At 56.9% G+C, this 26166-nt stretch carries 26 protein-coding genes; 12 read left to right on the forward strand and 14 right to left on the reverse strand.

The window, feature by feature from the left end; translation table 11 throughout:
* Positions 1–123: 123 nt before the first annotated feature.
* A complete protein-coding gene (locus ACR0I7_RS00320; RefSeq protein WP_480507275.1) occupies positions 124–1098 on the forward strand; it encodes a LysR family transcriptional regulator in 975 nt (324 codons plus the stop codon).
* Between the two features lie 30 nt (positions 1099–1128).
* Here the strand turns inward: ACR0I7_RS00320 and ACR0I7_RS00325 are convergent, their stop codons facing one another.
* Positions 1129–2148, reverse strand: coding sequence for a LacI family DNA-binding transcriptional regulator (locus ACR0I7_RS00325; protein WP_480507277.1), 1020 nt, complete (start codon positions 2146–2148; stop codon positions 1129–1131).
* Between the two features lie 108 nt (positions 2149–2256).
* On the opposite strand from ACR0I7_RS00325, the gene ACR0I7_RS00330 reads away from it, so the two are divergent.
* The 4 genes from ACR0I7_RS00330 (at position 2257) to ACR0I7_RS00345 (ending at position 8257) form a co-directional block, all read left to right on the forward strand.
* The gene (locus ACR0I7_RS00330; protein WP_480507278.1) at positions 2257–4584 is read left to right on the forward strand and encodes a DUF1989 domain-containing protein; all 2328 of its coding nucleotides are present in this window, start codon (positions 2257–2259) and stop codon (positions 4582–4584) included.
* Positions 4585–4636: 52 nt separating this feature from the next.
* On the forward strand, positions 4637–5608 hold the full coding sequence (locus tag ACR0I7_RS00335) for an ABC transporter substrate-binding protein (RefSeq protein WP_480507279.1): 972 nt from the start codon (positions 4637–4639) through the stop codon (positions 5606–5608).
* A 71-nt stretch (positions 5609–5679) separates the two neighbouring features.
* Complete coding sequence (locus ACR0I7_RS00340) at positions 5680–6729, forward strand: quaternary amine ABC transporter ATP-binding protein (RefSeq protein WP_480507281.1); 1050 nt, start codon at positions 5680–5682, stop codon at positions 6727–6729.
* Positions 6730–6739: 10 nt separating this feature from the next.
* Complete coding sequence (locus tag ACR0I7_RS00345; protein WP_480507283.1) at positions 6740–8257, forward strand: ABC transporter permease; 1518 nt, start codon at positions 6740–6742, stop codon at positions 8255–8257.
* A 423-nt stretch (positions 8258–8680) separates the two neighbouring features.
* Here ACR0I7_RS00345 and ACR0I7_RS00350 read toward each other — a convergent pair whose 3' ends face one another.
* Positions 8681–10339, reverse strand: coding sequence for a BCCT family transporter (locus ACR0I7_RS00350; protein ID WP_480507285.1), 1659 nt, complete (start codon positions 10337–10339; stop codon positions 8681–8683).
* A 122-nt stretch (positions 10340–10461) separates the two neighbouring features.
* Between ACR0I7_RS00350 and ACR0I7_RS00355 the strand changes: the two genes are divergently transcribed.
* Positions 10462–11388 carry a LysR family transcriptional regulator gene (locus ACR0I7_RS00355; RefSeq protein ID WP_480507287.1) on the forward strand — a complete coding sequence of 309 codons (927 nt, stop codon included), beginning with the start codon at positions 10462–10464 and terminating at the stop codon, positions 11386–11388.
* A 204-nt stretch (positions 11389–11592) separates the two neighbouring features.
* Here the strand turns inward: ACR0I7_RS00355 and ACR0I7_RS00360 are convergent, their stop codons facing one another.
* The 9 genes from ACR0I7_RS00360 to ACR0I7_RS00400 form a co-directional block, all read right to left on the reverse strand.
* A complete protein-coding gene (locus tag ACR0I7_RS00360; protein WP_480507289.1) occupies positions 11593–11850 on the reverse strand; it encodes a hypothetical protein in 258 nt (85 codons plus the stop codon).
* Positions 11851–11865: 15 nt separating this feature from the next.
* Positions 11866–12567: a NapC/NirT family cytochrome c gene (locus ACR0I7_RS00365; RefSeq protein WP_480507291.1), complete on the reverse strand. Its 702-nt coding sequence runs from the start codon at positions 12565–12567 to the stop codon at positions 11866–11868.
* Positions 12568–12597: 30 nt separating this feature from the next.
* A complete protein-coding gene (locus ACR0I7_RS00370; RefSeq protein ID WP_480507293.1) occupies positions 12598–13041 on the reverse strand; it encodes a nitrate reductase cytochrome c-type subunit in 444 nt (147 codons plus the stop codon).
* A gap of 19 nt (positions 13042–13060) precedes the next feature.
* A complete protein-coding gene (gene napH, locus ACR0I7_RS00375) occupies positions 13061–13984 on the reverse strand; it encodes a quinol dehydrogenase ferredoxin subunit NapH (protein WP_480507295.1) in 924 nt (307 codons plus the stop codon).
* Positions 13981–14856: a ferredoxin-type protein NapG gene (napG, locus tag ACR0I7_RS00380; RefSeq protein WP_480507297.1), complete on the reverse strand. Its 876-nt coding sequence runs from the start codon at positions 14854–14856 to the stop codon at positions 13981–13983. The genes napH and napG overlap by 4 nt, the downstream gene beginning before the upstream one ends.
* A gap of 29 nt (positions 14857–14885) precedes the next feature.
* Positions 14886–17387, reverse strand: a complete 2502-nt coding sequence (gene napA / locus ACR0I7_RS00385) for a nitrate reductase catalytic subunit NapA (protein WP_480507299.1) — start codon at positions 17385–17387, stop codon at positions 14886–14888.
* A gap of 16 nt (positions 17388–17403) precedes the next feature.
* Positions 17404–17673, reverse strand: a complete 270-nt coding sequence (locus ACR0I7_RS00390; RefSeq protein ID WP_480507301.1) for a chaperone NapD — start codon at positions 17671–17673, stop codon at positions 17404–17406.
* A complete protein-coding gene (locus ACR0I7_RS00395; protein ID WP_480507303.1) occupies positions 17667–18185 on the reverse strand; it encodes a ferredoxin-type protein NapF in 519 nt (172 codons plus the stop codon). Before ACR0I7_RS00395 ends, ACR0I7_RS00390 begins: the two co-directional genes overlap by 7 nt.
* A 258-nt stretch (positions 18186–18443) precedes the next feature.
* Positions 18444–19130: a GntR family transcriptional regulator gene (locus tag ACR0I7_RS00400; protein WP_480507305.1), complete on the reverse strand. Its 687-nt coding sequence runs from the start codon at positions 19128–19130 to the stop codon at positions 18444–18446.
* 211 nt (positions 19131–19341) lie between these two features.
* Here ACR0I7_RS00400 and ACR0I7_RS00405 point away from each other — a divergent pair, with 211 nt between their 5' ends.
* The 6 genes from ACR0I7_RS00405 to ACR0I7_RS00430 all read left to right on the forward strand — a co-directional run bounded on the left by ACR0I7_RS00405 (position 19342) and on the right by ACR0I7_RS00430 (position 24047).
* Positions 19342–20085: an SDR family NAD(P)-dependent oxidoreductase gene (locus ACR0I7_RS00405; RefSeq protein WP_480507307.1), complete on the forward strand. Its 744-nt coding sequence runs from the start codon at positions 19342–19344 to the stop codon at positions 20083–20085.
* Between the two features lie 24 nt (positions 20086–20109).
* Positions 20110–20421 carry a cupin domain-containing protein gene (locus ACR0I7_RS00410; RefSeq protein WP_480507309.1) on the forward strand — a complete coding sequence of 104 codons (312 nt, stop codon included), beginning with the start codon at positions 20110–20112 and terminating at the stop codon, positions 20419–20421.
* 185 nt (positions 20422–20606) lie between these two features.
* The gene (locus ACR0I7_RS00415) at positions 20607–21596 is read left to right on the forward strand and encodes a TRAP transporter substrate-binding protein (protein WP_480507311.1); all 990 of its coding nucleotides are present in this window, start codon (positions 20607–20609) and stop codon (positions 21594–21596) included.
* Between the two features lie 65 nt (positions 21597–21661).
* Entirely contained in the window at positions 21662–22207 is a 546-nt protein-coding gene (locus ACR0I7_RS00420) for a TRAP transporter small permease (protein ID WP_480507313.1), read from the forward strand.
* 2 nt (positions 22208–22209) lie between these two features.
* Positions 22210–23490: a TRAP transporter large permease gene (locus tag ACR0I7_RS00425; RefSeq protein WP_480507315.1), complete on the forward strand. Its 1281-nt coding sequence runs from the start codon at positions 22210–22212 to the stop codon at positions 23488–23490.
* A gap of 35 nt (positions 23491–23525) precedes the next feature.
* The gene (locus ACR0I7_RS00430) at positions 23526–24047 is read left to right on the forward strand and encodes a redoxin domain-containing protein (RefSeq protein WP_480507317.1); all 522 of its coding nucleotides are present in this window, start codon (positions 23526–23528) and stop codon (positions 24045–24047) included.
* A 28-nt stretch (positions 24048–24075) separates the two neighbouring features.
* Here ACR0I7_RS00430 and ACR0I7_RS00435 read toward each other — a convergent pair whose 3' ends face one another.
* The 3 genes from ACR0I7_RS00435 to ACR0I7_RS00445 all read right to left on the reverse strand — a co-directional run bounded on the left by ACR0I7_RS00435 (position 24076) and on the right by ACR0I7_RS00445 (position 25993).
* Complete coding sequence (locus ACR0I7_RS00435) at positions 24076–24984, reverse strand: sugar kinase (protein WP_480507319.1); 909 nt, start codon at positions 24982–24984, stop codon at positions 24076–24078.
* Positions 24985–25049: 65 nt separating this feature from the next.
* Positions 25050–25802, reverse strand: a complete 753-nt coding sequence (locus tag ACR0I7_RS00440) for a FadR/GntR family transcriptional regulator (RefSeq protein ID WP_480507321.1) — start codon at positions 25800–25802, stop codon at positions 25050–25052.
* Positions 25799–25993: a hypothetical protein gene (locus ACR0I7_RS00445; RefSeq protein WP_480507323.1), complete on the reverse strand. Its 195-nt coding sequence runs from the start codon at positions 25991–25993 to the stop codon at positions 25799–25801. The genes ACR0I7_RS00440 and ACR0I7_RS00445 overlap by 4 nt, the downstream gene beginning before the upstream one ends.
* Positions 25994–26166 lie beyond the last annotated feature (173 nt).

Here is a 26166-nt window from a genome sequence, read left to right on the forward strand (position 1 = left end):
TCTGGTCAGTATTTCATACATAGACGGAGGCCGCAAAAACAGTGAAACAATTTCTTAGTTGCGAATAAAGCGAAACTTTGTTTCGCTTTATTCCATAAGGGTCACAATTGCGGGAGCCATCCGGTGACAAGAAAACCGCTCAGCCTCAAATGGCTGGAAGTGTTTCAGCTGATTTCGAAACTGGGTTCGATTCAGAAGGTTTCGGCAGAGACGGGACTATCGATCAGCACTGTCTCTAACCACTTGCGCAGCCTGGAAAAAACACTGGACGTTGAGCTGGTGGATCATAGCCGTCGCCCCATGGGGCTGACCCCGGCCGGCACCGTGTTTGCACGGCATGTTTATGAGGGGCTGACCGCCCTGCGACGGGGCGAAGCCGAGATTCGTTCCGGAAGCTGGCAGCACGCGACCGATTTGCGCCTGGCCCTGATTGACGAGTTCGACAACCAGATCGCCCCCGAACTGTTCCGATTTCTGTCCGCGAATCTGCCCCGCTGCAGCTTTCGGCATTTCACGCGCCCCAGCCATGAAATCATCGAAAAATTGCAGACGCAGCGGCTGGACGCAGGTGTTGCCACGCGGCCCGTCGGAAACATCGAAGGGCTGGTGGAATACCCGTTGATGCGCGACCCGTTCATTGTCGTATTACCGCCGGTTTTCGAGGGTGAGCTGACCAGCCTGAGCGCCGCCGGCGAGCGGCTACCGTTCTTGCGGTATTCGCGGGATCACACCATAGGCAAGCTGATCGAAACGCAGCTGACCCGCAGCAAGATCGACCTCCCCAATCGGTTCGAGCTGGAGTGCAATCAGTCGATCGTTGGTCTGGTAGCCGAGGGAGCTGGATGGACGATAACCACCGCGGCGAGCTATTATCGCGCAAGGCGGTTTCACGAAAGCACGCGGGCAGTTCCCTTGCCAGGCAAGAGTTTCGCGCGCACAGTCTCGCTGTTTACGACCAATGTGTACCCGGCCAGCACATCGCGGCTTATTCACAATAGAATGCAGAGCTTGATCGAGCAGCATTTTATCGAGCATATGACATCCCGGTTCCCATGGCTCAGCGGTGAGTTCCGGACAATCGCGTCGCGCCGCGACTGACGGGTTGGCACCCGCGCGCCGAACGCAGGTTCATTGCGCGCGCAAAATGGTCGACTCACGCACCACCAATTCGGGTCGGAGCTGTTCTGATCGGGGTTTTTTCTGATCTGTAATCCAGCTTGCCATGGCGACGGCTGCCTTTTCTCCCATGCGAAGAACGGGAAGGTGCACGGTGGTCAACGACGGCACCGCGACAGCCGAGCTTGGAAGATCATCGATCCCGACCAGCGAAATCTGATCAGGCACTGAGATGCCCTTTGACTGAAGGCCAAACAAAACTCCCAGCGCAAGAACATCTGACAGGCAAAGTATCGCGTCCGGCCGATCAATCTCTGCGCAAATGCGCGCAACGCTGCTGGCGCCGCCCGACAGGCTGATGTCGGTCTCGTATGTAGAGATTTTTCCATCCCAGGGCAGATCGTGTACGCCTGCCAGACGCAGTTGCGTCCTGTCGTTGTTGTGGGCGGGGCCATGCACAACGGCGACGTGCCTGTGGCCGAGGTCAATCAGATGCTGCAAAGCCAGGCGGGACGCATAACGGTTGTCATAGCCGATCGTCGGTAAGGGATTTTCCTTGTCGTAGAAAGAGGTGACGATCGTGGGCAACATCGTCCGATCAATCAACTCGCGGAAGGCGGTGTTGTGCGCGGCGCCGGTGACAATCAGGCCTTCGGCCCCGATGTCGACCAAGGCTTTGGCTTTTGCGGTTTCCATGTCCGGGTTCGATTCGGTTGTCGCAACGACAAGCGAAAGCTGATTTTCCGACAGCTTACGCTCAAGGGCTGCTAGAAACCGAGAGAAAATCGCGTTGTCCAGCGTCGGCACCAGAGCACCAACGAATCGCGTCCGGCCCGAGTTGATCGCGCGCGCCGCCGCGCTGGGCACAAATTTGAGCTCGGTGATTGCCGCCTGAACTTTCGCGAGAGTGTCTTTCTGCACCAGGGATGAGTCGTTCAGAACGCGCGATACGGTGGCGACAGACACGCCTGCTGCTTTGGCAACATCCCTCAGGTTCGCTCGTTTTTTGGGATTGGATGCCTTTTTGTTCAACGACTATTCGCCTCGCCAGATAATATGTTCACTAAAGTGTTGACATATGAAACTAGTTTCATCAACCTTTGTAACTAGTTTCATAACCGGAATGCGGAAGACAGCAAAATGTACGGTCCATCGGTACTGTATGAATTCGCGAATGCGGGTCTTGATAACCCGGGACGATTGTTCCCCGGTTTTCCAAAAAACAGCGGAACTCAATCGCACATACTGGCGCCTCGTGAGGCGGTCCGGCTGGAGCTGCGCGCGGGCGATCTGCTTTCCATCGACGGGATCAGCGCGTCGCAACCACTGGATATTGCCGCGTTTACCGCCGGGGGAGAGCAGGTGTTACGTGCCCTGAACGTAACACCGACCGGGGTGCTGGCATTCTCGGACTTCGACAGCGCCGAGCTTGGCGGATGGATCAGCGCTCGAGGCGGCGACCCACTGGCCGAGGTGGCCTGCTGCAGATTGAGTCAGGACGAGGAGCCGTTGATTCTGACGGCGGCTACACCTTTGACCGTGTGGTTGGTTTGCTCTGTTTCTGCCCCGAACATGATTGAGGGCGCTGATGCGGGCTGCATCACGGTCAGTCACAAGTCCGCTGCCGCAAGTGCCGCGACGCTGCCGCCGCTTCTGGGGGACACCCGCGACGAATTCACCGTGCCGCGGGGCACAGCGCTGGCGTATGAGCTGCGCGCCGGTGAAACCGTGCAGATCATCGATGTCGAAGGTCAGCAGTGTTCGGATTTCATGGCGCTGTGCGCAGACGGGCTGGACCGCGGTCAGGAATGGATGATCGATTCAACCGCGACCCGGTCGATGGTGCGCCGTGCCTATCCCGGCCCCGGCCTGCTGGACAAGTTTTATGACCGTGAGATGCGGCCTTTGTTGAACGTGCTGCAGGATACCTGCGGACGGCATGACATGTTTGGGCTGGCCTGCACCGCGCGTGGCTATGAAGAGCGTGGATTCCCTGGGCACGTCAACTGCTCGGACAACATATCAAATGCGCTTGCGCCCCACGGGGTTGCGCGGCGTTCAGCCTGGCCGGCGATCAATTTTTTCTGGAATACCTGGATCGATCCGGCCTCGCATCACATCCTGACGGATGAAAGCTATTCCCGCCCTGGTGACTATGTCGCCTTGCAGGCATTCGAAGATCTGGTCTGTGTTTCGACCGCCTGTCCTGATGACATCGATCCGATCAACGGTTGGAACCCCACGGATGTGCATGTGCGCATTTATCGACCTGAAACCCCAATCCGCCGCGCTGTCGCCTATCGTGAAAAGGAAGACGCCCCCATGTCGATCAGTCAGGAGTCTGCCTTTCATGACCGTCTGGCCCCACTGACCCAGAATTTTGCTCCGGCGCGCGACCTGTGGGCGCCCGTCAGCTATCCTGCCCACGGGACGTTGGGTGAATACTGGGCCTGCCGCGAAGCGGTAACCGTGCAGGATATGAGTGGCCTTCGCAAATATGACATCGTTGGCCCGGATGCGGAAAAGCTGATGCAGATGGCCACAACGCGCAACGTGGCCAAGCTGCCGGTATGGCGCGGGTCATATACGCTGATGTGCGACGAAAGTGGATCAGTCATTGACGACGGCACTCTGTTCCGCCTCGCGCCCGAGATTTTCCGGTGGTGCTGTGGCAATGAAGAAAGCGGACGCGTGTTGCAGGCACTTGCGACAGAGCATGAGTTGCATGTGCGTGTGCATGCCATGCGTGGCGCATTGCCAAACCTTGCGATCCAGGGGCCGAAATCCCGGGACCTTTTGCGTAAGATTGCCTTTACCCAGCCGCATGTTCCGGCACTGGATCACCTCAAGTGGTTTGGCGTGACCGTTGCACGACTGGGCGATCGCGACGGGGCGCCGTTCATGTTGTCGCGGTCGGGTTATACCGGCGAACTGGGCTATGAAATCTTCTGCGCCAAATCCGACGCGTGCGCGATCTGGGATGCGGTTATCGAGGCCGGCGAAGAATTCGGGATCAAACCGATGGGCTCGGCCGCACTTGAAATCATAAGAATCGAGGCAGGCCTTGCCGCCGCCGAAGCCGAATTTACCGCAGGCGTTGATGCGTTTGAGGCGGGGCTCGGCTTTGCGGTGGATCTGAAGAAAGAGGAGTTTACAGGCAAAGCAGCACTTGAACGCAATGCGCGCGATCCGCGCCGGGTGCTCAAGGGGTTGCTGATTGATTGCGATGATGTGCCGGCGCATGGCGCGCACGTTTATCAGGGCGAGCGTCAGGTGGGGGTTGTGACATCCGCTACACGCTCGCCGATGCTTGAGAAGGCTATCGCAATGGCGCGTTTGTCGGTAGAGTGCGCCGAAAACGGAGCACGCCTTGAAATCGGACAACTTGACGGTCGGATGAAGCGCCTTGGCGCAACCGTAACTGACGTCCCATTCATAGATCCGCAACGTAAGCGGGCGCGCGCCTGATGGCGCATCTAAATCAAAACCAAGACAACGTATCACAACGGGAGAAAACAATATGAAGCATTTGACGACACTGACTGCGACCGTCGCGTTGGCCCTGGGAGCGACCGCGGCTATGGCGCAGGAAAAAGTCATGGTGGGCGAACCCAGTTGGCCGGGTGCCAAAATCATGAGCCGTGTTATCGGTCAGGTGATTGAAACGCGTCTGGGTGGCGAAGTCGGGTATGCACCTGGCGCGAATGCTGTGATCTTTGCCGCAATGGATGGCGGACGGGGTGACATTGACGTACACCCTGATGTCTGGTTGCCAAACCAGTCGTCATTCACCGACGAATATGTCGATCAGAAGGGCACCGTAGGGCTGTCGTCGGGCAGCTATGAAGGGCGCGCCGGGATCTGCGTTCCTAACTACATGGTTGATGATCACAACATCCGCTCGATCTATGATCTGGCCACGCCTGTTGCGCAGGAACTGTTCGACTCGAACGGTGACGGCAAGGGTGAAGTATGGGTTGGCGCGTCCGGCTGGGCCTCGACCAACACCTTCAAGGTGCGTGTTCGTGACTATGGCATCGAAACCTTCCTTGAGCCGACCACCGAAGACGAAACCGTTTTCTACTCGCGCCTGAAGGACTCGATCGATCAGAAGAAAGGCGCAGCCTTCTATTGCTATGCTCCGCACTATGTTCACGCGCTCTATGACGTGACCATTCTGGAAGAGCCCGAGCATGACGCATCAACCTATAAGATGGTGCAGCCGGATCAGGATGCGGACTGGTACAATAAATCTCATGTCAGCACAGGCGAGCCGGTCAAAACGGTGACCGTTGCGCATTCCAAGTCGTTGGAAGAACGTAACCCCGCCGCCGCGTCATTCCTGAGCAACATCGATATGGATGCTGCGCAGTTGAGCGGCTTGACCTATGAGGTCGTGGTCAAAGGTCGTGAGATTGATGAAGTGGTCGCCGAATGGATTGATGCCAATGGTGACACCGTAGACGTCTGGCTGGGTCTCAAAACCAACTAAACACACTGCACCCCCGGGGTCGTACGCCGCCGGGGGTGTCACGTATCAAGAGCAAAAGTGATGGGATGGGCATGACAGCGGATATCGCAATTGATGCACGCGGCGTTTGGAAAGTGTTCGGAGAACGGGCTGATGAAGCGCTCAAAGCCATTCATGCTGAAGGGCTGAGCAAATCGGAAGTGCTGGACCAGTACAATTGCGTCGTTGGGGTGGCGGATGCCAGCTTTGAAATTGAACGCGGCGAACTGTTCTGCGTTATGGGTTTGTCCGGCTCGGGCAAATCGACACTTGTACGGCATGTAAATCGCCTGCTGGAACCAACAGATGGTCACATCTATCTGGACGGCGAAGATGTAATGGGCCTGAACGCCGAAGGTTTGCGCGATCTGCGCAACCGTCGCGTGGCCATGGTGTTTCAGAATTTCGGTTTGATGCCGCATAGGACAGTGCGGGACAACGTCGCGATGCCGCTGGAAATCCGCGGCACGGGCAAGGCGCGCCGCTGGGAAGAAGCGGATCGCGTTCTGGAACTGGTGGAACTGAGCGGCTGGGAAGACAAATACGCGCATGAGCTTTCAGGGGGCATGCAACAGCGTGTCGGTCTGGCGCGCGCGATTGCATCCGACCCGGAAATCCTGCTGATGGATGAACCGTTCTCGGCGCTTGACCCGCTTATCCGCAAGCAGTTGCAGGACCAGTTCATGGATCTCAGTCGTAAGCTGAACAAGACCACGATGTTCATCACCCATGATCTGGACGAAGCGATCCGCATCGGTCATCGCATTGCGATCATGAAAGACGGGCGCATCGTACAGATCGGCACACCCGAAGAGATCATTCTCAATCCTGCCGACGACTATGTAGCGGACTTTGTTGCGGGCATTTCCAAGCTCAACATGATCTTCGCGCATTCGGTGATGAAGCCTGTGGACGAATTCGAGGCGCATCACGGCGAGGTGCCAGGCGATGCCAAAGAGGCGCATCCCGAGATGGACCTGTCCGACTTGATGACGTTGTGTGTTGATGGTCACGGGGTGGTGGCGGTCACACAGGACGGCAATACCGTCGGCGTGATCAACCGGGCGGGGCTGATCCGCGCGATTCAGGACAGCCAGGCGTAAGGGGGCAGACATGAAAGATGTTTCAACAGAACAGATCAAACCCGAAACGGCTGACCGGCTGGATGGATTGATCGGTGATTTTGTAGGTCAAAGTCAGGACTACTATCAAAAAACCTTCGCCTACATGATGCAGGCACCGGGGTATCGGTTCACCCTGAACAAAGCGGCGGCAATCCTGGGGCCGATCTGGTTCGGCGCGCGTGGGCTCTGGTCGTGGTTTCTGGGCTTTCTGCTGCTGGAAACGCTGGCCTATATCCAGATCGGGTTGGGGCTGTTTGGGGATCTGGGACGAGAGTTTCGGGATCGGGCGGCACAGATCGAGCAGACACTGGAACTGCGGCGTCAGCAGATCACAGCGGCGGAACAGTCCGGGGCTGCCTCGCTGGATTCGTTAAAGCGTGCGGCCGAGTCGCTGGAGGGGGCCCTGGCCGGGGCACAAGAAGCGGCTCGAAGCGCAGATTCCACGGGTCTTACTTATCTGATCGTTGGCCTTGTGCTGCTGGGGCTGGTCAAGTTCCTTGCGGCGTCACTGGCCAATTGGACGCTGGAAGGGCAATTCGCACGTTGGAGGTCTGACTCGAACGTTGCGCATGGATGGTCGCCTACACGGATGATCGTCGCCGCAGCGCTGACAATCACCGTGGTTGTTCTGTCGGCGATAAAATTCGCTCAACCCGATGCTGTTGCGGTGCTCAAGACATTCCCAACCAATCGTGACTGGCGTCTGAACGTTGGCGACGGGGTCCAGGCTGTGTTCGAATGGACCAAGGTTGCAGGACGCGGTTTCTTTGACGGTCTGACCTTTGGGATGCGTACCCTGCTGGACTGGATCGAAGTGGTTCTGGTCGATACTCCCTGGCCGGTGGTCGCACTTGTGATCATCATGTTGGCCTATCTCTCGGCTGGTCCGCGTGTTGCGATCTTTACCGGTGCTGCGCTGGCTTATCTGGGTCTGCTGGACTTCTGGGAAAAGGCGATGACCACCATCGCTCTGCTGGGGGCTGCGGCGCTGATCTCGATCACGCTGGGTATTCCGCTGGGCATTTACTGCGCCCGCCGGCCACGCGCCTTTGCGATTGTGCGGCCGATTCTCGACTTCATGCAGTCGATGCCGTCCTTCGTGTATCTGATCCCGGTTGTGGCCTTCATTGGCTCGGGTAAGCCCGCTGGGGTCGTGGCCACGATGATCTTTGGCAGCCCGCCGGTGATCCGCTTTACCGTTCTGGGGCTGCAGCAGGTTCCCGAAACCGTGCGCGAGGCCGCCTTGGCTTTTGGGGCGACACCTCGCTACTTACTGTGGCGCGTTGATCTGCCGCTGGCGCATAAGACCATTATGGCCGGTGTGAACCAAACCATCTTGATGTCGCTGGCGATGGTTGTTGTTGCCTCGCTGATCGGCGCCAAGGGTCTGGGTGAGGACGTACTGGAAGCCCTGCAATACGCAGCTGCCGGGCAGGGTATCCTTGCTGGTCTGGCGATCCTGTTCTGCGCGCTGATCCTTGACCGGATCGTTGCAGGCAAGAAGTAACGCAGCGCATCAGAACGCTGTATGTTTGAAATGGGGCCGATCATGCATTCGCGTGATCGGCCCTTTTTATTGCGCCTGACATCGGATCAGAGCACCGCCCGCCGATTGGATTGAACCTGTCGGAGCTTCTCGCGTTTCCTCAGCACATGCATGTGCGTTGAGACCGTAGTACTTCAGGAGCCACGCGGTGTCATTGGGACCCACGAAATAACGGCTGTGTTCTCGACCTGAGCGGGCCGGACACTATCTTAGCATGCAGATTGATGTGCCGTAGGCCTGGCCGACCGCGTGGCACTTATCGGTGGGGTCTACTGGCAATCCAAGCCGCGCGTTACCGCAAAAACATTGGAAGGAATTGGCTCAGGCAAAATAAATGCCGCCGCAGTTTCCTGCGGCGGCACCGGTTTTCTGTGAGTGGTGTGTTTACTCGGCCGGTTCGGTCGACACCGTGGTGGGGATACCCGCCTGTTCACGCTTGCCGTCGTTATAGATGGCCTTGATCAGCGCAAAGCACTGCAGCACCATCACAAGTGAGAAGGGCAGCGCGCCGATCACCATTGCGGTCTGGATGGCCTTGAGGCCACCAACCAGCAGCAGAGCGGTCACAACAGACCCCAATGCAACACCCCAGAAGATGATGTGGGGACGTGCCTTCGGGCCTTCGTCACCGGCCGCGTTGATGGTGTTGACGATCAGCACGGCGCTATCTGCTGTGGTGACCAAGTAGGTCATCAGCAAGACCACGATCATGACCGACATGGCCCAACCCAGGAAGGGCGACAGCATATACTGCACCATGGCAAAGATCTTGTCGCCGTCCGGTGCGGACGCAATCTGTCCGTTCGCACCTCCGGTCAGCTCTAGGTCAATGGCGGTGCCACCGGCCCAGGTGAACCAGACAAAGCACATCAGTGAGGGTACAATCATCGCGCCCAGCACGAACTCGCGGATGGTTCTGCCTTTCGAGATGCGGGCGAGGAACAGGCCCACAAACGGTGCAAAAGCAATCCACCAAGCCCAGTAGAAGACCGACCATGCACCCTGCCAGCCTTCCAGCTTGGAGGCGATGCTTTCAGGATTGTCGTCACCCGACCACACGCGGAACATCATATCCGGCAGCGCGATCAGATAGTCCCACAGGCCGACGAACAGCGCCTGAAGACCAAAGAAGGTCGAGCCGAACAACAGGAAGAAGCCAAGCAGGATGATGCTGAGTGCCATGTTGATGTTTGACAGCCACTTGATCCCCTTGCCCACACCAGACAGAGCTGACGCGGTGGAGGCCGCCATGATGACCACGATCGCAACCAGAACCCCGGTTGTGCTGGCTGTACCCGCATCATTGGTCAGGCCACCAATTCCGATCCGTGTGAGGCCTGCTACGAACTGTTCGACACCGAAACCCAGCGTCTGCGCAACACCCAAAATGGTTGCAACAACCGCGACGATATCGACCGTGTGACCGATTGAGCCCGAGAGTCTTTCGCCAAATAGCGGCGTCAGCGACGAGCGCATGGTCAGCGGCAGACCGCGACGGTAGCTGAAGAAGCCAAGAGCGAGACCGGCAATCGCATAGCAAGCCCATGCCCCTAGGCCCCAGTGCAGGAAAGACCACTTATAGGCCATTCTGATGTTGTCTTCGGTGCCACCGTTTGTGAGGCCCTGAATAACTTCGGGGTTATTGGTCCAGTGATAGATCGGTTCGGCCACGGCCCAGGTCAGCATGCCGACCCCGATCCCTGCGCCAAACATCATTGAAAACCAGGAGAAGTTCGAAAACTCGGGCACATCATCTTGCTGGCCTAGCTTTAGGCGACCGGCCGTCGGCCACAGCGCAAGCGCGATACAACACAGAACGAACAGCGCAACGGTCCAGATGTACCAAGCACCAAATGATGACAGGATGAAGCTGTTGATCGAGTTCAGAACTCTGCCGGATTGCTCTGGAAATGCGATCGCCCAGATGACAAGGCCGCCGATCATCAGCTTTGACGAGATTGTCACGATCTGACTGAAGCCGCGATAGAAGCCTCCGTCCGCTACCTGAATCGGTAGCTCGGTTAAAGGGGGTTTGACTGACATGTAGAATCCCTGTTTTCCGTAATCCGCTTTTTATGCATTCCAAATCTGGTTTGCCCGTGGCGGAATTTGCACAAAGTTATTTGTCTTACAAAGCCAGCTGTTTTTGTAGTATTGAATAACTTATGAATGACATTAGCAGTGTTAATAGGAGCCTCAGCCACAATCTGGTCGCGCTGTTTGCGTTTGATATGGTGGCGCGGCATGGCAACTTCACCGGTGCTGCTGAGGCTCTGGGGTTAACACAGCCGGCGGTTTCGCAGCGGGTCAAGGCGCTGGAGGTCGAACTGGGCGTCGCCTTGTTCAAACGCGAGCATCGCGGTGTGACTTTGACCAGCGAGGGGCTGCGGCTGCTTACAGTTGTGAGACCTGCAATGACTCAGATGGGAATCTCGGTCGCCTCGCTGCTTGAACGAAAGTCGCGACCGCGCGTACGTATCTCGGCCGACTTTGCGTTTTCGACTTTTTGGCTGTTGCCGCGGTTGTCACATTTGCGGTCGGAGCTGGGCGATGAAATCGAGATCCAGATACTGGCGTCTCAGGTCCCGCCGGACGATGGGATGGATGATTGTGATATCAGGATTCATGTCCTACCTTTCAGTGACATAAGGCCCGGCGATGTGATGGTGCTGCATGAGCGTGTCGTCGCGGTTTGCAGCCCTGGATTCCTGCAAAAGAACGGACCAATCCAGAGCGCCCAGCAACTATTGGACACGCAGTTGTTGAGCCTGTCCAAACCCCCTTCGGCCGAGTGGCAAACCTGGCAGGGGTGGTTCGAAAGCCTGAACATTACCGGAGAACGGTCGCGGAATTATATCAGCTTCAACAACTATGACATGGTCATACAATCGGCTGCTGCGGGTGACGGTGTGGCCCTTGGCTGGCTGGGTCTGGTCGACGACATGCTGCAGACGAAACAACTGGTGATGGCAACCAATGACATCGTGGAAAGTCAGGCAGGCTATGTGATGTCGCGGACAGATTCTGACATCAGTGACGCGCCACGGCTGGTTTTTGATTGGATCGCTGACCGGCTGTCATCTGAGAGCTGACGGTGCACATAAGGTTTAATTATTAGAATTATTGATTTTGTAAGTCCACGTCGGGGAGACCAAGAGACGGTTGCGACCTGACCCAAGGCGTTTGGCTCTGTGTCTCACACATGAACAGTTAACCCAAAACTGGCACGCTCATAATAATGAGGGGCCCTCCGACCCCTCATTCCATCTGCGAAATATTGCGATGTCGCCTGCAGTTTAGGCGGTACTGCCTTTCAGGCGGATTGCCGTTCCAAGGCTGCCAGCCAAAACACCGATGATGATCGCGATCACAAGTTCCATCATCTCGACATTGGCAAACTGCCATTTGGCGAACAGCAGGGTTTCAATGACCCCGACCGATGCACCCAAAATGGCACCCAGCCACAGCTTACGAGTCATCATTCCAAGCGCAAGACCCATTATACCGGGAAGGCCAAGGATGTTGCCGCCAATTGTTCCTAGGATTTCAAGCATCTGCTTTCCTGCTCCTTATTCCGACCGGCTGTCCAGGAAGGACTGGATAGCCTCTTTGTCCGCAGAGGCATCGGCGCGCACGGCATCCGGGTTTTCAAGAGCCAGCGAACTGACGACATCCTGATAAGCATCAAGATAGTCGGGCGGCAGGCTGTGCGCGATACCCTGATGGCAATCGATGCAGGTCATGTTGTTGTCAATGGCCCGCTGGTGTTCGGATGCGGCACGCGTTTCCTGAATGGTGAAGTCCATATAATCAAAGTTGTGGCAGTTGCGGCATTCGCGACTGTCCGACGCTTTCATCTTTTTCCAGACAGCGGATGCCATCTGCAGACGATGATCTTCGTATTTCTCAGGCGTGCTGATGGTGCCTGCCATTTCATGGTACACATCTTTTACGGCCATGATCTTGGCTTTGATCTTGTGGTTCCACTCCTTCGGTACGTGGCAATCAGAACAGATCGCGCGCACGCCAGAGTGGTTGTTGTAGTGAACCGTTTCGCGATATTCACCCAGGTTGGTTTCCATCGTGTGGCACGAGACACAGAATTCTTCGGTATTGGTCAGTTCCAGCGTCCAGTGGAAGCCACCCCAGAACAGGATCCCACCTAGAAAGCCTGCAATCAGCAGGAAGCCGGTGCTGAACAACGCAGCGGGGGTCCAGAACCCGGTCCAGAGGCGGCGAATCCAGCCGCGTTTTTCAGGAGAGTCTGCCATCTTGAGTGCTCCTTTCAGACATGCGTTGGATTATTTGCTGGCGGACGGCTGAAAGACGTTGTCGATCAGCGCGGGCGCATCTGCCTGAGGCACGTGGCATTGGTTGCAGAAGTACCGGGTCCCAGCGACCTGATCCAACTCGACACCGTCGCGGTCCAGATAATGGGTCATCGACAGCGTCGGCGCATTGCGTTCGCCGGCCTTGGTCCAGTCGTGACAGGACAGGCACTGGTTGGTGCGCAGGTCAATCTGGTATTGATCGGCCTTGTGAGGGATCAAAGGGGGCTGCTGGCGATAGTTGCGCTGCATCCGGCCTTCGACATTGCGATGAACCTGATCGAGGACGACGGGGTCATTCACATCAGCGCCACGCAGCGTTTCCACTTGTGAGCCGACTGATTGCGCAAGAGCTATTCCGGCCGCGGCGGTAACAGCCGCGACGGCAAGGGCGCTGATAATTGCGTTCTTATTCATGAGAAACTCCGTTGTTTGCTCAGGCGGCGCGACTGGCCTCGGATTTCGAAAGAGGTTTCGGACGGGCCGTGCGCCCTGGCGCTGGGGCATCGTCGAAACGGTGAGAGAACTTGAAGACGTCGACCGAACAGATATCGATACAACGACCGCAATTTGTGCAGTCAGGTGACAGGATCAGGGATGTCTCACCGGTTTTGCCCCGCAGGGCTGGCGAGATCACGTGCATCTCGGGGCAGACGGCGAAACAGTCCATGCAATCGTCGCAGGCGGCGCGGTTCACCGCGTTCACACGCAACAATGATTTTTGTCCAAGCAGTCCGTAAAACGCACCGACCGGGCAGATATGTCCGCACCAGCCTCGGCGCGAAACGAAGACATCAAAGACAAAGACGGCGGCGACGAAAACCCATGCAAAACCCATGCCAAAGATCAGGCCCCGATGCAGCATCGAGATCGGGTTGACAACCTCCCAAGCAATGGTGCCGCTGATCGCCGAAACCAGCAGGACTGTTCCAAGCACCCAGTACCGAGTGTTTCTTTTGGGTTGCCAGCCTTTTTGCAGACCCAGCTTGTCATGAAGCCAGTGCGCGCCATCCGTGACGGGATTGATCGGGCAAACCCAGCTGCAATAGACCCGGCCGCCGATCAGCGCATAAGCAATGCCAACGATCAGAGCGCCGATGATGGCGGTGATTTCCGGCCAGTGCTGAGCGAAGATGCCTTGCAGCAGAACAAAGGGATCGGTCAGCGGTAGGATGTTCAGGGTCATCGACCCCGCGAGATTGCCCTTGACCCACCAGATGCCAAACCAGGGGCCCAGCAGGAACACCCCCAAAAACACAGCCTGTGACAGGCGCCGTAGCAGCAAATACTTATGTGCACCGATCCAGCCTTTGGTTTCGATAGCTTCTTGCCCGACCGGGTGGAAAGTCTTGACGCTCATTGGCCCGCTCCGTCCAATTGAGGAAGCGAATAGCTGGGGCTAAAACCGCCCTCCATTGATGGGTCGGGCAGAGCATCTGCACCGTCGATGAAACCACCCGGCGCCACCAGATTGTCGGTGCCGGGTCCGGGTAGGCGGTCGGGCAGGTCGATGAGTTCATCAACCAGCGGATCGCGATCTTCCCAGCCCAGCTTGTAGTGATCTGCAGCCTCGGCCATGGCTAGGTGACGCGGAAGCACTTTGATCGCGGCCTCACCCGGGAGGACGCAGGATTTTTCGCATTTGCCGCACCCTGTGCAGGCATCGGAATGCACGACGGGCATGAAGATTGCATGATGGCCCGAGCGTTCGTTGTGTCGCCGCTCCAGCGTGATGGCCTCGTCGATGACCGGGCAAACCCGATAGCAGACATCGCAGCGCAGCCCCAGCGCGTTCAGGCATTTCTCCTGATCGATCAGAACCGCAAGGCCCATATCCGCGTCGTCGATATCTGTCAGATCAGGATCAAGCGCGCCGGTCGGGCAGGCGGCGACGCAAGGAATGTCCTCGCACATTTCGCAGGGGATATCGCGGGCGGTGAAATAGGGCGTGCCGGTGGCCGGTCCGTCCAATCCCAGTTCGGCCAGTTTCAACGTGTCATAAGGGCAGTCCCGCACGCACAAACCGCAGCGGATGCAGGCGGCCAGAAAATCGTCTTCGTCCAAGGCTCCGGGCGGACGGATCGCCTGCGCCGGAAGGGCGCGGGCATCAATGGCCAGATAGGCCAGAAAACTGCCCGTCACCGCACAGCCCGCCGTGACACGGGCCGTATCCTGCAGGAAACGGCGCCGGTTCATCGGCTTGGTCTTGGCTGTGGTTTCAGTGGCGGGCATCGAGCTTGCTTACATATAAGGGGTTAACGTCAGGCGCGTTCGACCTTGCAGGCGCATTTCTTAAAGTCGGTCTCTTTCGAGATCGGGCAGGTTGCGTCCAAGGTCAGCTTGTTGGTCAACTGGCCCTCGTCGAACCACGGGAAGAACACCACGCCTTTGGGCATCTTGTTGCGTCCACGTGTTTCCACGCGCGACAGCACATCGCCCCGACGGGTCGAGATCGTGATCTCTTGTCCGCGGCGTAGTCCGCGATCCTTGGCATCGTCGGGGTGCATGAACACCACAGCAGCGGGGAACGAGCGGTGCAGTTCCGGGACGCGGCGCGTCATCGAGCCCGAGTGCCAGTGTTCCAGCACGCGACCGGTGACCAGCCACAGATCGTATTCTTCATCGGGTTCTTCGGCTGCGGGTTCGTAAGGAGCGAAGATGATGTTGGCTTTCCCATCGGGCTTGCCGTAAAATTTCACGCCTTCGCCCTCTTTGACATAGGGGTCATAGCCTTCGCGGAAGCGGTACAGCGTTTCCTTGCCGTCCACCACTGGCCAGCGCAGCCCGCGTGCCTTGTGATAGGTGTCAAAGTCGGCCAGATCGTGCGCCTTGCCGCGTCCGAAGTCGGCATATTCCTCGAACAGACCTTTCTGGACATAGAAACCGAAATCCTCGGATTCTTGGTTGTTGAAGCCTTCAGCGGTTTCCGAGAGCGGGTATTTGTTTACCTTGCCATTTTCGTACAAGATTTCGTATAGAGTCTTGCCGCGATACGCTGGCTTCTGGGCGATCAGCTCTTCGGGCCAGACGTCCTCGACCTTGAAGCGTTTTGAGAACTCCATCACCTGCCAGACGTCCGAACGGGCCTCGCCCGGCGCATCAACCTGCTGACGCCAGAACTGAGTGCGACGCTCGGCGTTGCCATAGGCACCTTCTTTTTCGACCCACATTGCGGTGGGCAGGATCAGGTCGGCAGCCAGCGCGGTAACAGTCGGGTAAGGATCGGACACGGTGACAAAGTTTTCTGGGTTCCGATAGGCAGGCCAACCCTCATCGTTGATGTTCGGCGCAGCCTGCAGGTTGTTGGTGCATTGAACCCAGTGACAGTTCAGATCGCCATCCTTCATCTTGCGATGCTGCAAGACAGCGTGAAAGCCGGGCTTGGGCGGGATGGTACCTTCTGGCAGCATCCATTTCTCTTCCGCGATCTGGCGGTGCTTCTCATTGGCTACAACCATGTCAGCAGGCAGGCGGTGGGCAAAGGTGCCGACCTCACGCGCCGTACCGCAGGCCGAGGGCTGACCAGTCAGAGAGAACGGAGAGTTGCCGGGCTCTGAAATCTTACCCATCAGCAGGTGTACGTTATACATCAGCGAGTTCACCCAGGAGCCCCGGGTGTGCTGGTTGAAACCCATGGTCCAAAGGCTCATCACCTTGCGGTTCGGATCGGCATATTGTTGGGCCAGGCGCTCGAGCTGGGCCGCCGGAACGCCCGACAGCTCTGCTACGTACTCCAGCGTATAAGGCGCGACATATTCCTTATATGCTTCGAAATCGATCTTTTCGAGTTTGCCGTGCTTGCCTTCGTGCGATGGGTTCGCCGCAGCCTGTTCCAGCTCATGTTCGGGACGCAGGCCATAGCCAATATCGGTGGCAGTCTTGGTGAAATTGACGTTCTTATTCACAAAGTCCCAGTTCACCGCATCATTCTGAATGATGTAGTTGGCGATATAGTTCAGGATCGCCAGATCGGTCTGCGGCACAAAGATCATGCCATTGTCAGCCAGTTCGAACGAGCGGTGCTCGAAAGTCGACAGCACATGCACTTCGGCACCGGGCTTGGTCAGACGTGTATCAGTCAGCCGCGACCACAGGATCGGGTGCATCTCGGCCATGTTCGATCCCCACAGAACGAAGGTATCGGCATGTTCGAAATCGTCATAACACCCCATCGGCTCATCAATACCGAAGGTTCGGATGAAGCTGGCTACGGCGGATGCCATACAGTGGCGCGCGTTGGGGTCGATATTGTTAGAACGCAGGCCCGCCTTCATGAACTTGGCAGCAGCGTACCCTTCCCAGACGGTCCACTGACCTGACCCGAACATCGAGACGGCGGTCGGGCCTTTCGTCTTGATGCTGTCTTTCCACTTCTCGGCCATCACGTCGAAGGCTTCGTCCCAGCTGACGGGTTCGAATTCACCGTTCTTGTCATAGACCCCGTTTGATTTGCGCAGCAGCGGCGTGGTCAGGCGGTCCGCGCCATACATGATCTTGGACAGGAAATAGCCCTTGATGCAGTTGAGCCCCCGGTTCACCGGGGCCTCTGGGTCGCCCTGAGTTGCAACAACACGGCCGTCTTTCACCCCGACCAGCACAGAACACCCGGTGCCGCAAAAACGGCAGGCGGCTTTGTCCCAGCGAATGTCGGGGGCGCCGACCTGGGCCGCGGCCCCTTCGGGCATGGAAATACCAGCGGCCGAGGCCGTTGCGGCGGCGGCAGTCGCCTTGAGAAACGAGCGGCGGGATGTTGGCAGGGTCATGGCTGAATTCTCCCGTTCAGGCAGAGGGTTGCGACAGGGCTTCGGACTCTGCCGGAAGCTCTTCGAAATGGTGATAGGTCAGGGTGACGGTCAGCACGCCGGGAATCTGATGCAGATCCATGATCTGATCCGAGGCGCGCATCGCCGGGGTGTCTTCGACAGTGACGACAATACGCCCGCTGTCATGGGCATGAACTTCGCCGCCCTCGGTCTCGTTGATGGCTGCGATGACACTGGATGTCATCTCGGGCACAGCGTGGACTAAGCAGCCGCAGATGTTCAGCATGTCTGTGTCTCCGTATTAGGAAGCATTTGAGTGAGGCTGAGAGCACCGACCGGGCAAGGTGCAACGCAGCCGCCACAACCCGTACACGAGGTCAGGTCAATCTGTGGCTCTGCGCGGCCTGCTGTCATCAAGCGGAATCGGATAGCACCGGCGTCGCAGTGGTCCTCGCAGCTGCGGCAGTGGGTGCCGCTTTTTGCTAGGCAGGCATCGGTCGTCTCGGCGCGCCAATACCAGGGTTGTCCTTCGATCAGAGCACCAGCCTCGCAGACTTTGGTGCATTCACCGCAAAACGTGCAGGCCCCATTTTTGACATCAAGCGAAGGCAAATCCTCGCCGTTTTGCACGATGATGCCTTCCGGACAGGCGAGCGCGCAGTCACCGCAAGAAGTGCAGGTCTCTTCGAATTGTCGGGCGTCGAGAGCGCCAAACGGGCGAGCCAGTAGTTGCACAGCCAAATCCGAACGCGAGAATCTCCCGTGCAAGAAATGTCTTCGAGTGGCTTGTGACATCATGACACTAGCGTCCTGGCGTTCAGAATTCCCGTTTTCGCAACGGTGATCTTACTGCTCGAGTGATGTCGCAGACTTGATTTAAGTCATGCTAAGTCAAAGATATCCGAAATTGCTGCGTTTTCAAAATCCCTACGAGCCAGATAACTCGTTCTGAGCGGTTACCCGTGACCTTGCTGTGGTTCCTGCCCGATCCCGTCTGTGCGAATGGCGTGTGCGTTCGGACTAGATACGGCGTTTTGCGTCATGTCTTATAAGGCGCTATAAGGCTTCAAAATAGTGCGCGTTGGTTGATCTGATTGCTTCGATCGTTTCATCAAGCCTCGACAGATGTTCCATGCCCGCATCAACAGCACCTTGCGCGTCTCTGGCCGCAATCGCTGTAGCGATACGTTTGTGATCTTCCAGCAGTTGGGGCATTCGCGCTTCTTTAGACAAGCCCAACATGCACAAACGATCCACCTTGGCCTTTTCCTTGGCGATGACCTCAAACGCATAATCGGTCTCGGCGATATCGCATATCGCCTGATGGAACAGGTAGTCTAACCGACCAAATGCCTCCATATCGTCTTTGGCAAGTGCCTCTGCTTGATCATTCAGGCTGCTAGCAAGCCGCTCTTCGCCGCGTGTGTCTATGCGTTTTGCGGCAAGGCGCAGCACCTCCGCCTCGACCGCCGCACGGATAAATCTGGATTTGGTGATTTCACGCATCGAAAAGCGCTTTATCTCAGTGGCGCGCTGCGGGCGGATAAGCAGCATGTCCAGATTGGCAAGTCGGCTGAATGCATCCCGAACAGGTTGCCGAGAGACGCCGAAACGGGCGGCTACTTCGGCCTCGGAAATCTTGTCGCCGGGTAGCATACGCAATGTGCTGATCTCTTCTTGAAGCTGGCGGAAGATTTCATCCACCGTCGTACGGCGATCTTTTACAGAGTTCAGTTCGTCCATTGGAGCCCTCCCTCGGAGACCGAGGCGCAAAGTGGAATTCCCTGATCATTTACCGAAGACGGTCAGCAGTTTCAACACTGGTATACCAGTTGTAATACTAGTATACCAGTTTCTGATATCGATTCGTATCGCTGGTCAAAAGGCCTGCGAAATGCAGGCGCTTTCCAAGCGTGCTGGACGGGCGGCGAGATGGTTTGAAAAGGAATAAGTAATGAACCTTACAGGGAAAACAGCGATTGTTACTGGCGGTGGTCGTGACATCGGGCGGGCTTGTGCGGTGGCGCTCGCGGACGAGGGGGCCAACGTCGTCGTCAACTACTTTGCTAGCGTGGAAGGTGCACAAAGCGTCGTAGATGAGATCAGGGCAAAGGGCGGAAGCGCTGAGGCCATACAATCAGATCTCAGCACAGAAGCTGGCACAGAAGCTTTGGTCAATGCTTGCGTCGGTGCATTTGGAAGCATTGATATACTGGTTAACAACACAGGTGGGTTGATTGCGCGAAAAACCATTCGCGAAATGACCGTAGATCATTGGCGCGCAGTTATGGATCTGAATATGACCAGCGCCTTTATGATGGTCAAAGCCTGTTTGCCGCATATGCGGACAGGTTCAATTGTAAACATTGCCAGTCAGGCTGGCCGGGATGGTGGCGGGCCCGGTGCTGCCGCGTATGGTGCATCCAAAGGCGCTCTTATGACCTTCACACGCGGTCTCGCCAAAGAACTTGGCCCTGAAATCCGCGTCAACGCGCTGTGCCCAGGTATGATTGATACGGACTTCCACAACATATTCACCAAGGATGAGGTGCGCAGAAACGTCGAGGCCGCCACGCCTTTGAAACGTCAGGGTTCGTCTGAGGACATTGCAAATCTGGTGGCCTTCCTGTCGACCGATGAGTCGGCCTTCATCACCGGTGCAAATGTCGACATCAACGGCGGCACATATTTCAGCTGATCCAAAAGTAGGAGGCAGAAAAAGATGGAGCAGTTTCCGCGCGTTGGACTGGGGAATGGGATGTCACGGCAGGTGATGTCCGATCATCCGGATTTGATGTTGGTCGCTTTTCGGTTTGAAAAGTCGGGTGCCGAAGGGGCGCTGCATGACCATCCTCATGTTCAGTCGACCTATGTCGAAAGCGGGCGGTTCCGCTTTTCTCTGGGCGGGGAGGAGTTCGAGGTGACCGCAGGCGACAGCTTCATCATCCCTTCGCAGATCAGACATGGATGTGTCTGCCTTGAGCCCGGGACGCTGATCGACAGTTTCACGCCGCGCAGGGACGACTTTCTATAACGGGCCGCGGCCCCCGGATGCCCGAGGGTCGCCGGTTAGCCAGCTAAGAATCGAAGTTCGTTGGAGGAGGCGAATCTGAACACGGAAATACAAATAAGTCACTGCAAATAAATGAAAATATTATTTGTAAAAATTTGTAAGTTTACGGCAAGTAGAGGAATAACTAGCCAATTCGGGAGGAAAATATGGCGTACTTAAAACTCAAAGAATGCGCTGCGAGCGTCGCTGTTGCGGCGACTTTTGTCGCGCTCGGGACCGCAGCGATGGCCAAAGATTTGCGCGGCTGGAATATCCATGTCGAGGACTATCCGGTCTCGCATGGTATGGAGGCGTTTATTGCTGAGGTCGCTGAAAAGACCAATGGCGAGCTTGGCGGCAAGGTCTTTCACGGCGGCGTCCTGGGTTCTCAGCCGGACGCGATTGAGCAGCTTCGCCTGGGCGCGCTTGATTTCGGTGTATTCAGCCTTGGACCGATGGGGCAGGTTGTCCCCGAAGCAAACGTAGTGTCGCTGCCTTTCATCTTCAAATCGGTCCCGGATATGTACCGCCTGATGGATGGCGCAGCCGGCACCGCGCTGAATGCGGGCCTCGAGGAAAAGGGCATCGTTGCGCTGGGATACTATGACGCGGGCGCGCGCAGCTTCTACAACTCGATCAAGCCGATCAATCAGCCTTCGGATGTCGAGGGCATGAAGGTTCGGGTTATGAACAATGACCTGTTTGTGGGCATGATCGAATCCATGGGCGGGAACGCGACACCGATGGCATTCTCTGAAGTGTACCAATCGCTAAAAACCGGCGTTGTGGATGGAGCAGAGAACAACCCGCCATCATATGAATCCACCAACCACTTCGAAGTGGCCGGGTTCTATTCTTTGTCGCAGCACCTGATCATTCCGGAATGCCTATGCATGTCCAAAAAAACATGGGACTCTCTGACGTCCGAGCAGCAGGAGATCGTTGCTGAAGCGGGCCGCAACTCGACCGAGCTGCAGCGCAAGCTGTGGGCCGAGCGTGAAGCCAAGTCTATGGAAACCGTTCTGGAGGCCGGCGTTGTTGTGAACGAAGTGTCAGACAAGGCACCGTTCCAGAACGCGATGGAGCCGGTTTACGCCCAATTCCTAGAGCAGAGCCCTGAACTGGCTGACCTGGTTGCCTTGTTTCAGGCCAACTAGGTCGATGACATAGTATCGGGCACCCCTTGACCAAGGGGTGCTCGTGGTTTCCGGAGGTTGCCAAGATGTGTGACAAACCTACCCCCTCGACCCGCCGACACCCCCTCGTGCAGTTTCAGGATGTACTGGCAAAGCTGTGCATCCTGATCTGTTCGATTTCGCTGGTGACATTGGTTGTCACTTTTGGTTGGCTGGTATTTGGTCGCTATGTCTTGAATGTGACCCCTACTTGGGTCGAGCAGCTCGCGTTGCTGCTGATCTGTTACATCACCTTTCTGGGCGCTGGCGTTGGCGTATATGAGGGCACTCATTTAGGTGTCACCATGTTCCGTGACGCGATGCCACGTCCGGTTCGGCGCATCGTCTTGTTGATCACCGATATCGCTCTTGCGGTGTTTGGAGGGATCATGCTTGTCGCCAGCATTGAACTGTTCCAGTTCGGATGGAGTACGTTGCTGCCGATGTTGAACATCCCTGAGAGCTTTCGAACCCTGTCGTCCATCTTCTGTGGCGGTCTGTTGCTGCTCTTTGCCGGTACGCGCGTGTTAATGCGTCTTTCGGACATTTTTTGCGCGACTACTTTCATTCAAGATCCAGAGGAAGCCTGCTGAATATGGGCCTGACTATCCTTCTTTGCGTGTTTTTCGGGTGTGTATTCCTGGGAATACCTGTCGCTTTTGCGATGGGCATGGCCGCCCTTTCCGCCTTCTGGTACGAAGGCTTTCCGCTGATGATCACGTTCCAGCGTGCCGTTTCTGGCATCTCGGTGTTCTCGCTGCTGGCAATACCGTTCTTCGTCTTCGCGGGTGAGCTGATGCTGCATGGTGGGATCGCAATAAGGCTGGTTCGATTTGCGTCAACCCTAGTCGGGCACATCAGGGGTGGTCTGGCGTCGGTGAACATTTTCTCGTCAATGCTGTTTGGCGGCATCTCCGGATCGGCGATCGCGGACATCTCAGCGCTTGGCTCTTTGTTGATCCCGGTCATGAAAGAACGTGGGTATCGCCCCGACTATGCGGTAAATGTGACGGTCACATCCTCCATTGCCGGTATTGTCATCCCGCCCAGTCACAACATGATCATCTTCGCGATTGCGGCCGGTGGCGGCATCTCGATTTCCAAGCTGTTCCTCGCTGGCGTCGTGCCGGGCATTCTGATGTGTTGTTGTCTGGCCGCGGCTGCCTATTTTCTTGCGCGCAAGCACCAGTACCCGGCCGAACCGTTTCCGGGCCTGGGGGCGGTTCTGATCAGTGCTGCAGCCGCAGTGCCGGGGTTGATCACGGCGATTATCATCGTGGGTGGCGTGTTGTCCGGGGTCTTTACGGTCACCGAATCCGGCGCCTTTGGTGCGATCTATGCCTTGCTGCTGACAGCGCTGGTTTATCGGACGCTGGATTGGGAAGGGTTCAAAACCGCCGTGGTTTCAGCGGTGAAAACCACTGCAATGGTGATGATCCTGATCGGCTTCGCCAGTTCCTTTGCTTATTTGCTGGCCCTCTATCAGGTGCCTGAGAAACTGGGCTCGGTGCTGATCGGCATATCCGAGAGCAAGATTATGATTCTGCTGATGATCAACGTGATCCTGCTGATGCTGGGAATGATCATGGATATGGCGGCGCTGCTGTTGATCTGTACGCCGATCTTCTTGCCCATCGCCAAAAGCATCGGCATGGACCCGACGCAGTTCGGCATCATGATGCTGGTCAATCTCGGGCTTGGCCTGTGTACCCCGCCGGTTGGCACCTGCCTGTTCGTGGGCTGTGCCGTCGGCAAGATCAAGATCGAAGAGGCGCTGAAATCCATATGGCCGTTTTATCTGGCGCTGCTGTTGGCCCTGATCCTGATCACGTATGTCCCCGCCTTCTCACTATGGTTACCGTCACTGCTCGACTAGTGCTGCCACTCATTAATCACTGAAAGTTAGTCATCATGCCTGATACGTTAAAATCCGGATCAACCTTTCCAAACCTGACCTTTGACAAAGTCGGCGGCGGAAGCCTGAGCGTTGGAGGTACGCGCCCGAACTGGACGCTGTTCATTGTCTACCGCGGCAAACATTGCGGACGGTGCAAAAAATACCTCAGCCTTCTGGAAACGCTCAAGCCTGAGTGGGAGGCAGCCGGGTTTGACATCGTGGTCGTATCTGCTGATCCGACCGAGAAGGCCGAGGCAGATATCGCGCAGTATGGGTGGACATTTGATATCGGTTATGGGCTGACGCAGGAGCAGATGAACACGCTGGGCTTGTTTGTAAGCGCGCCGTTGAACGCTGCGGAAACCGATCGCAATTTTGCCGAACCGGGGGTGTTTTGCATAACGCCCGACGGGAGGGCTCAGATTATCTCTGTGTCGAACGGTCCCGCGGTTCGGCCCGATTTGGCGGAACTGCTGGACGGAATGATCTTTACCATCAATAACAACCGCCCTGCGCGCGGCGAGGTCGAGGCATGATTGCTTCGCCTCGCTGATGGCGGGCGTTTCAGAGACTTAGCTGCTCAAACGGGACCAGCGCCCCTTTCTTGCAAACCACCTGAGCCGCGCAACGCTGCGCGGCTTTGGTTGCCTGCTCCAGATCGCCAGACGTCAGATAACTGGCCAGGAATGCCCCATTGAAGGAATCGCCCGCCGCGGTTGTATCCACGACGCCCGGAGTGTCTGGAACGGGATAGCTGCTCATCTGGTCGCCTTGCAGCACCAATGTTGCGGCCTCGCCATTTTTTACGACAACCAGTTCTGCGCCCAGCTGACGATAGCGTTGCGCCGTATCCTCGGGTGATGCGTCACCAAAGCACATGCGTTCGTCATCCGCGCTGGGCAGAATGATGTCAGAGATCGCCGCCGTCGCTGTCAACACCTCTTGCATACGGGTTTCATCAGACCACAGACGCGGCCTGATATTGGGGTCAAATGCCACTTTGGCCGTGGGTTTGAGGTGGTCCCGCAACGTCTTGATAAGCAGCTGAGCCGCGTCCTCGGGAAGGATCGCCATCGTGATCCCCGACAGATAGATCAGATCCGCCTGCGCGGCGCGTTGCCAGAGCAATGCGGGGTCTTTCATCATGCTCCGCGCTGCCGAGTTTTCCCGCCAGTAGCTAAAGCTGCGTTCCGCCCCGTCGAGATGGATCATATAGAGGCCCGGCAATCTTTGCTGGTCGGTGGGGGTGTTGTCACAACTGATGCCCGCGGCCTCGATAAAGCCTCGCATCTCTTGCGAGAGAGGGTCCTGACCAAAGGCTGAATGAAATCCGATATAGGTGTCATCCTGCAAGCAGGCGCGCGCGTACCATAGCGTGTTGAGCACGTCGCCCGCATACCCTTGCGCCAACTGTCCGTTGGCGGCCTGCGACAGCTCGACCATGCATTCGCCGATACCAAGAAAATTAAGCATGATGGGACCTCAAGGCAGATGGCCGGACAGGCGTCGGTTTTTGAAAGTTGGGTTGAGTGACAGAGCTATTTCGCCCCGGATGTTGCACCTTCAAAAACACGCATCCGTGCGTTTTCCACGTGCAGACGCATGGCCGCGCGTGCAGCTTTGGGGCCCTGCGTCCGGATTGCTTCGAAGATTTCATAATGTTCGGCCTGAACCAGTTCCAGGCGCTCCCGTGGGCGTGTTAGCGACAAGTTACGCGTCAGGTTCATACCTGTGAGGATGTTGGATTTCATCGAGTTGCGCGTCGCCACAAAATACTGATTGTCCGAGGCCATACAGACCGCAGCGTGAAACGCTTCGTCCGCTTCTACGCCAAGTGTCCCATCGCTCACGCAGTGATCCAGCGCCTCCAGCGCAGACGTGAGCCGGGCCAGATCGGCGTCGCGGCGCCTTTGCGCGGCAAGATAGGCCGCTTCGCCCTCAATCGCGGCGCGGAACTCGAATGTTCTCTGAATATCCGCAATGGACCCGACGGGCGCAAAATCCAGCATCGCGCTGTCAGGGCGGCGTTTTACAAATGACCCCGAGCCCTGCCGGGAAATGATGACATCATCTTCGCGCAACTGCTTGAGCGCCTGCCGAAGTACAGGGCGTGAGACCTGCAATTGGGTGCTCAGTGATTGTTCTGTGGGCAGTTTTGCGCCGACAGGAATCTCTCCCTCCATGATCATGGACAAGACACGCTCGTACACCCGGTCGGAGAGGGTTCGATCCCCCACCGCTTTGTCGCCGCCGGACAAGCCGGTCTCTGCTAGCTTGCTTTCTCCTGTCACCACGCTACAAAATTTTCCTTCGTTGCCGGATCAGGTTGAGGCAGGCTGAAAAGCGGATGCCCTTGCTGAACCATCTCGATACCAAAATCCTCAAAAGCTGCCATTTCAACAGCTTCACCTGCGACATCATCTGCCAGATATTCGGGTATACAAACAACATCTTCGTTATCGCCAGTCCTGATATCACCCACAGATACGGCGATGCCGCGACATGATGCCGCGACATGCAACTGCGTCGGTTGCTGCCGCTACGTGATGTTTGGTCAGGATCGGCGCCGGCGTTACAGCGCGGATTCTCATGAGCTTTTTGTGTTTCTGACGTCATTGACCGCATTCTCCGCTCTGCGGGGTTGTGCGACGCTTA

It is taken from the genome of Ruegeria sp. AM1 (genome assembly GCF_056540745.1).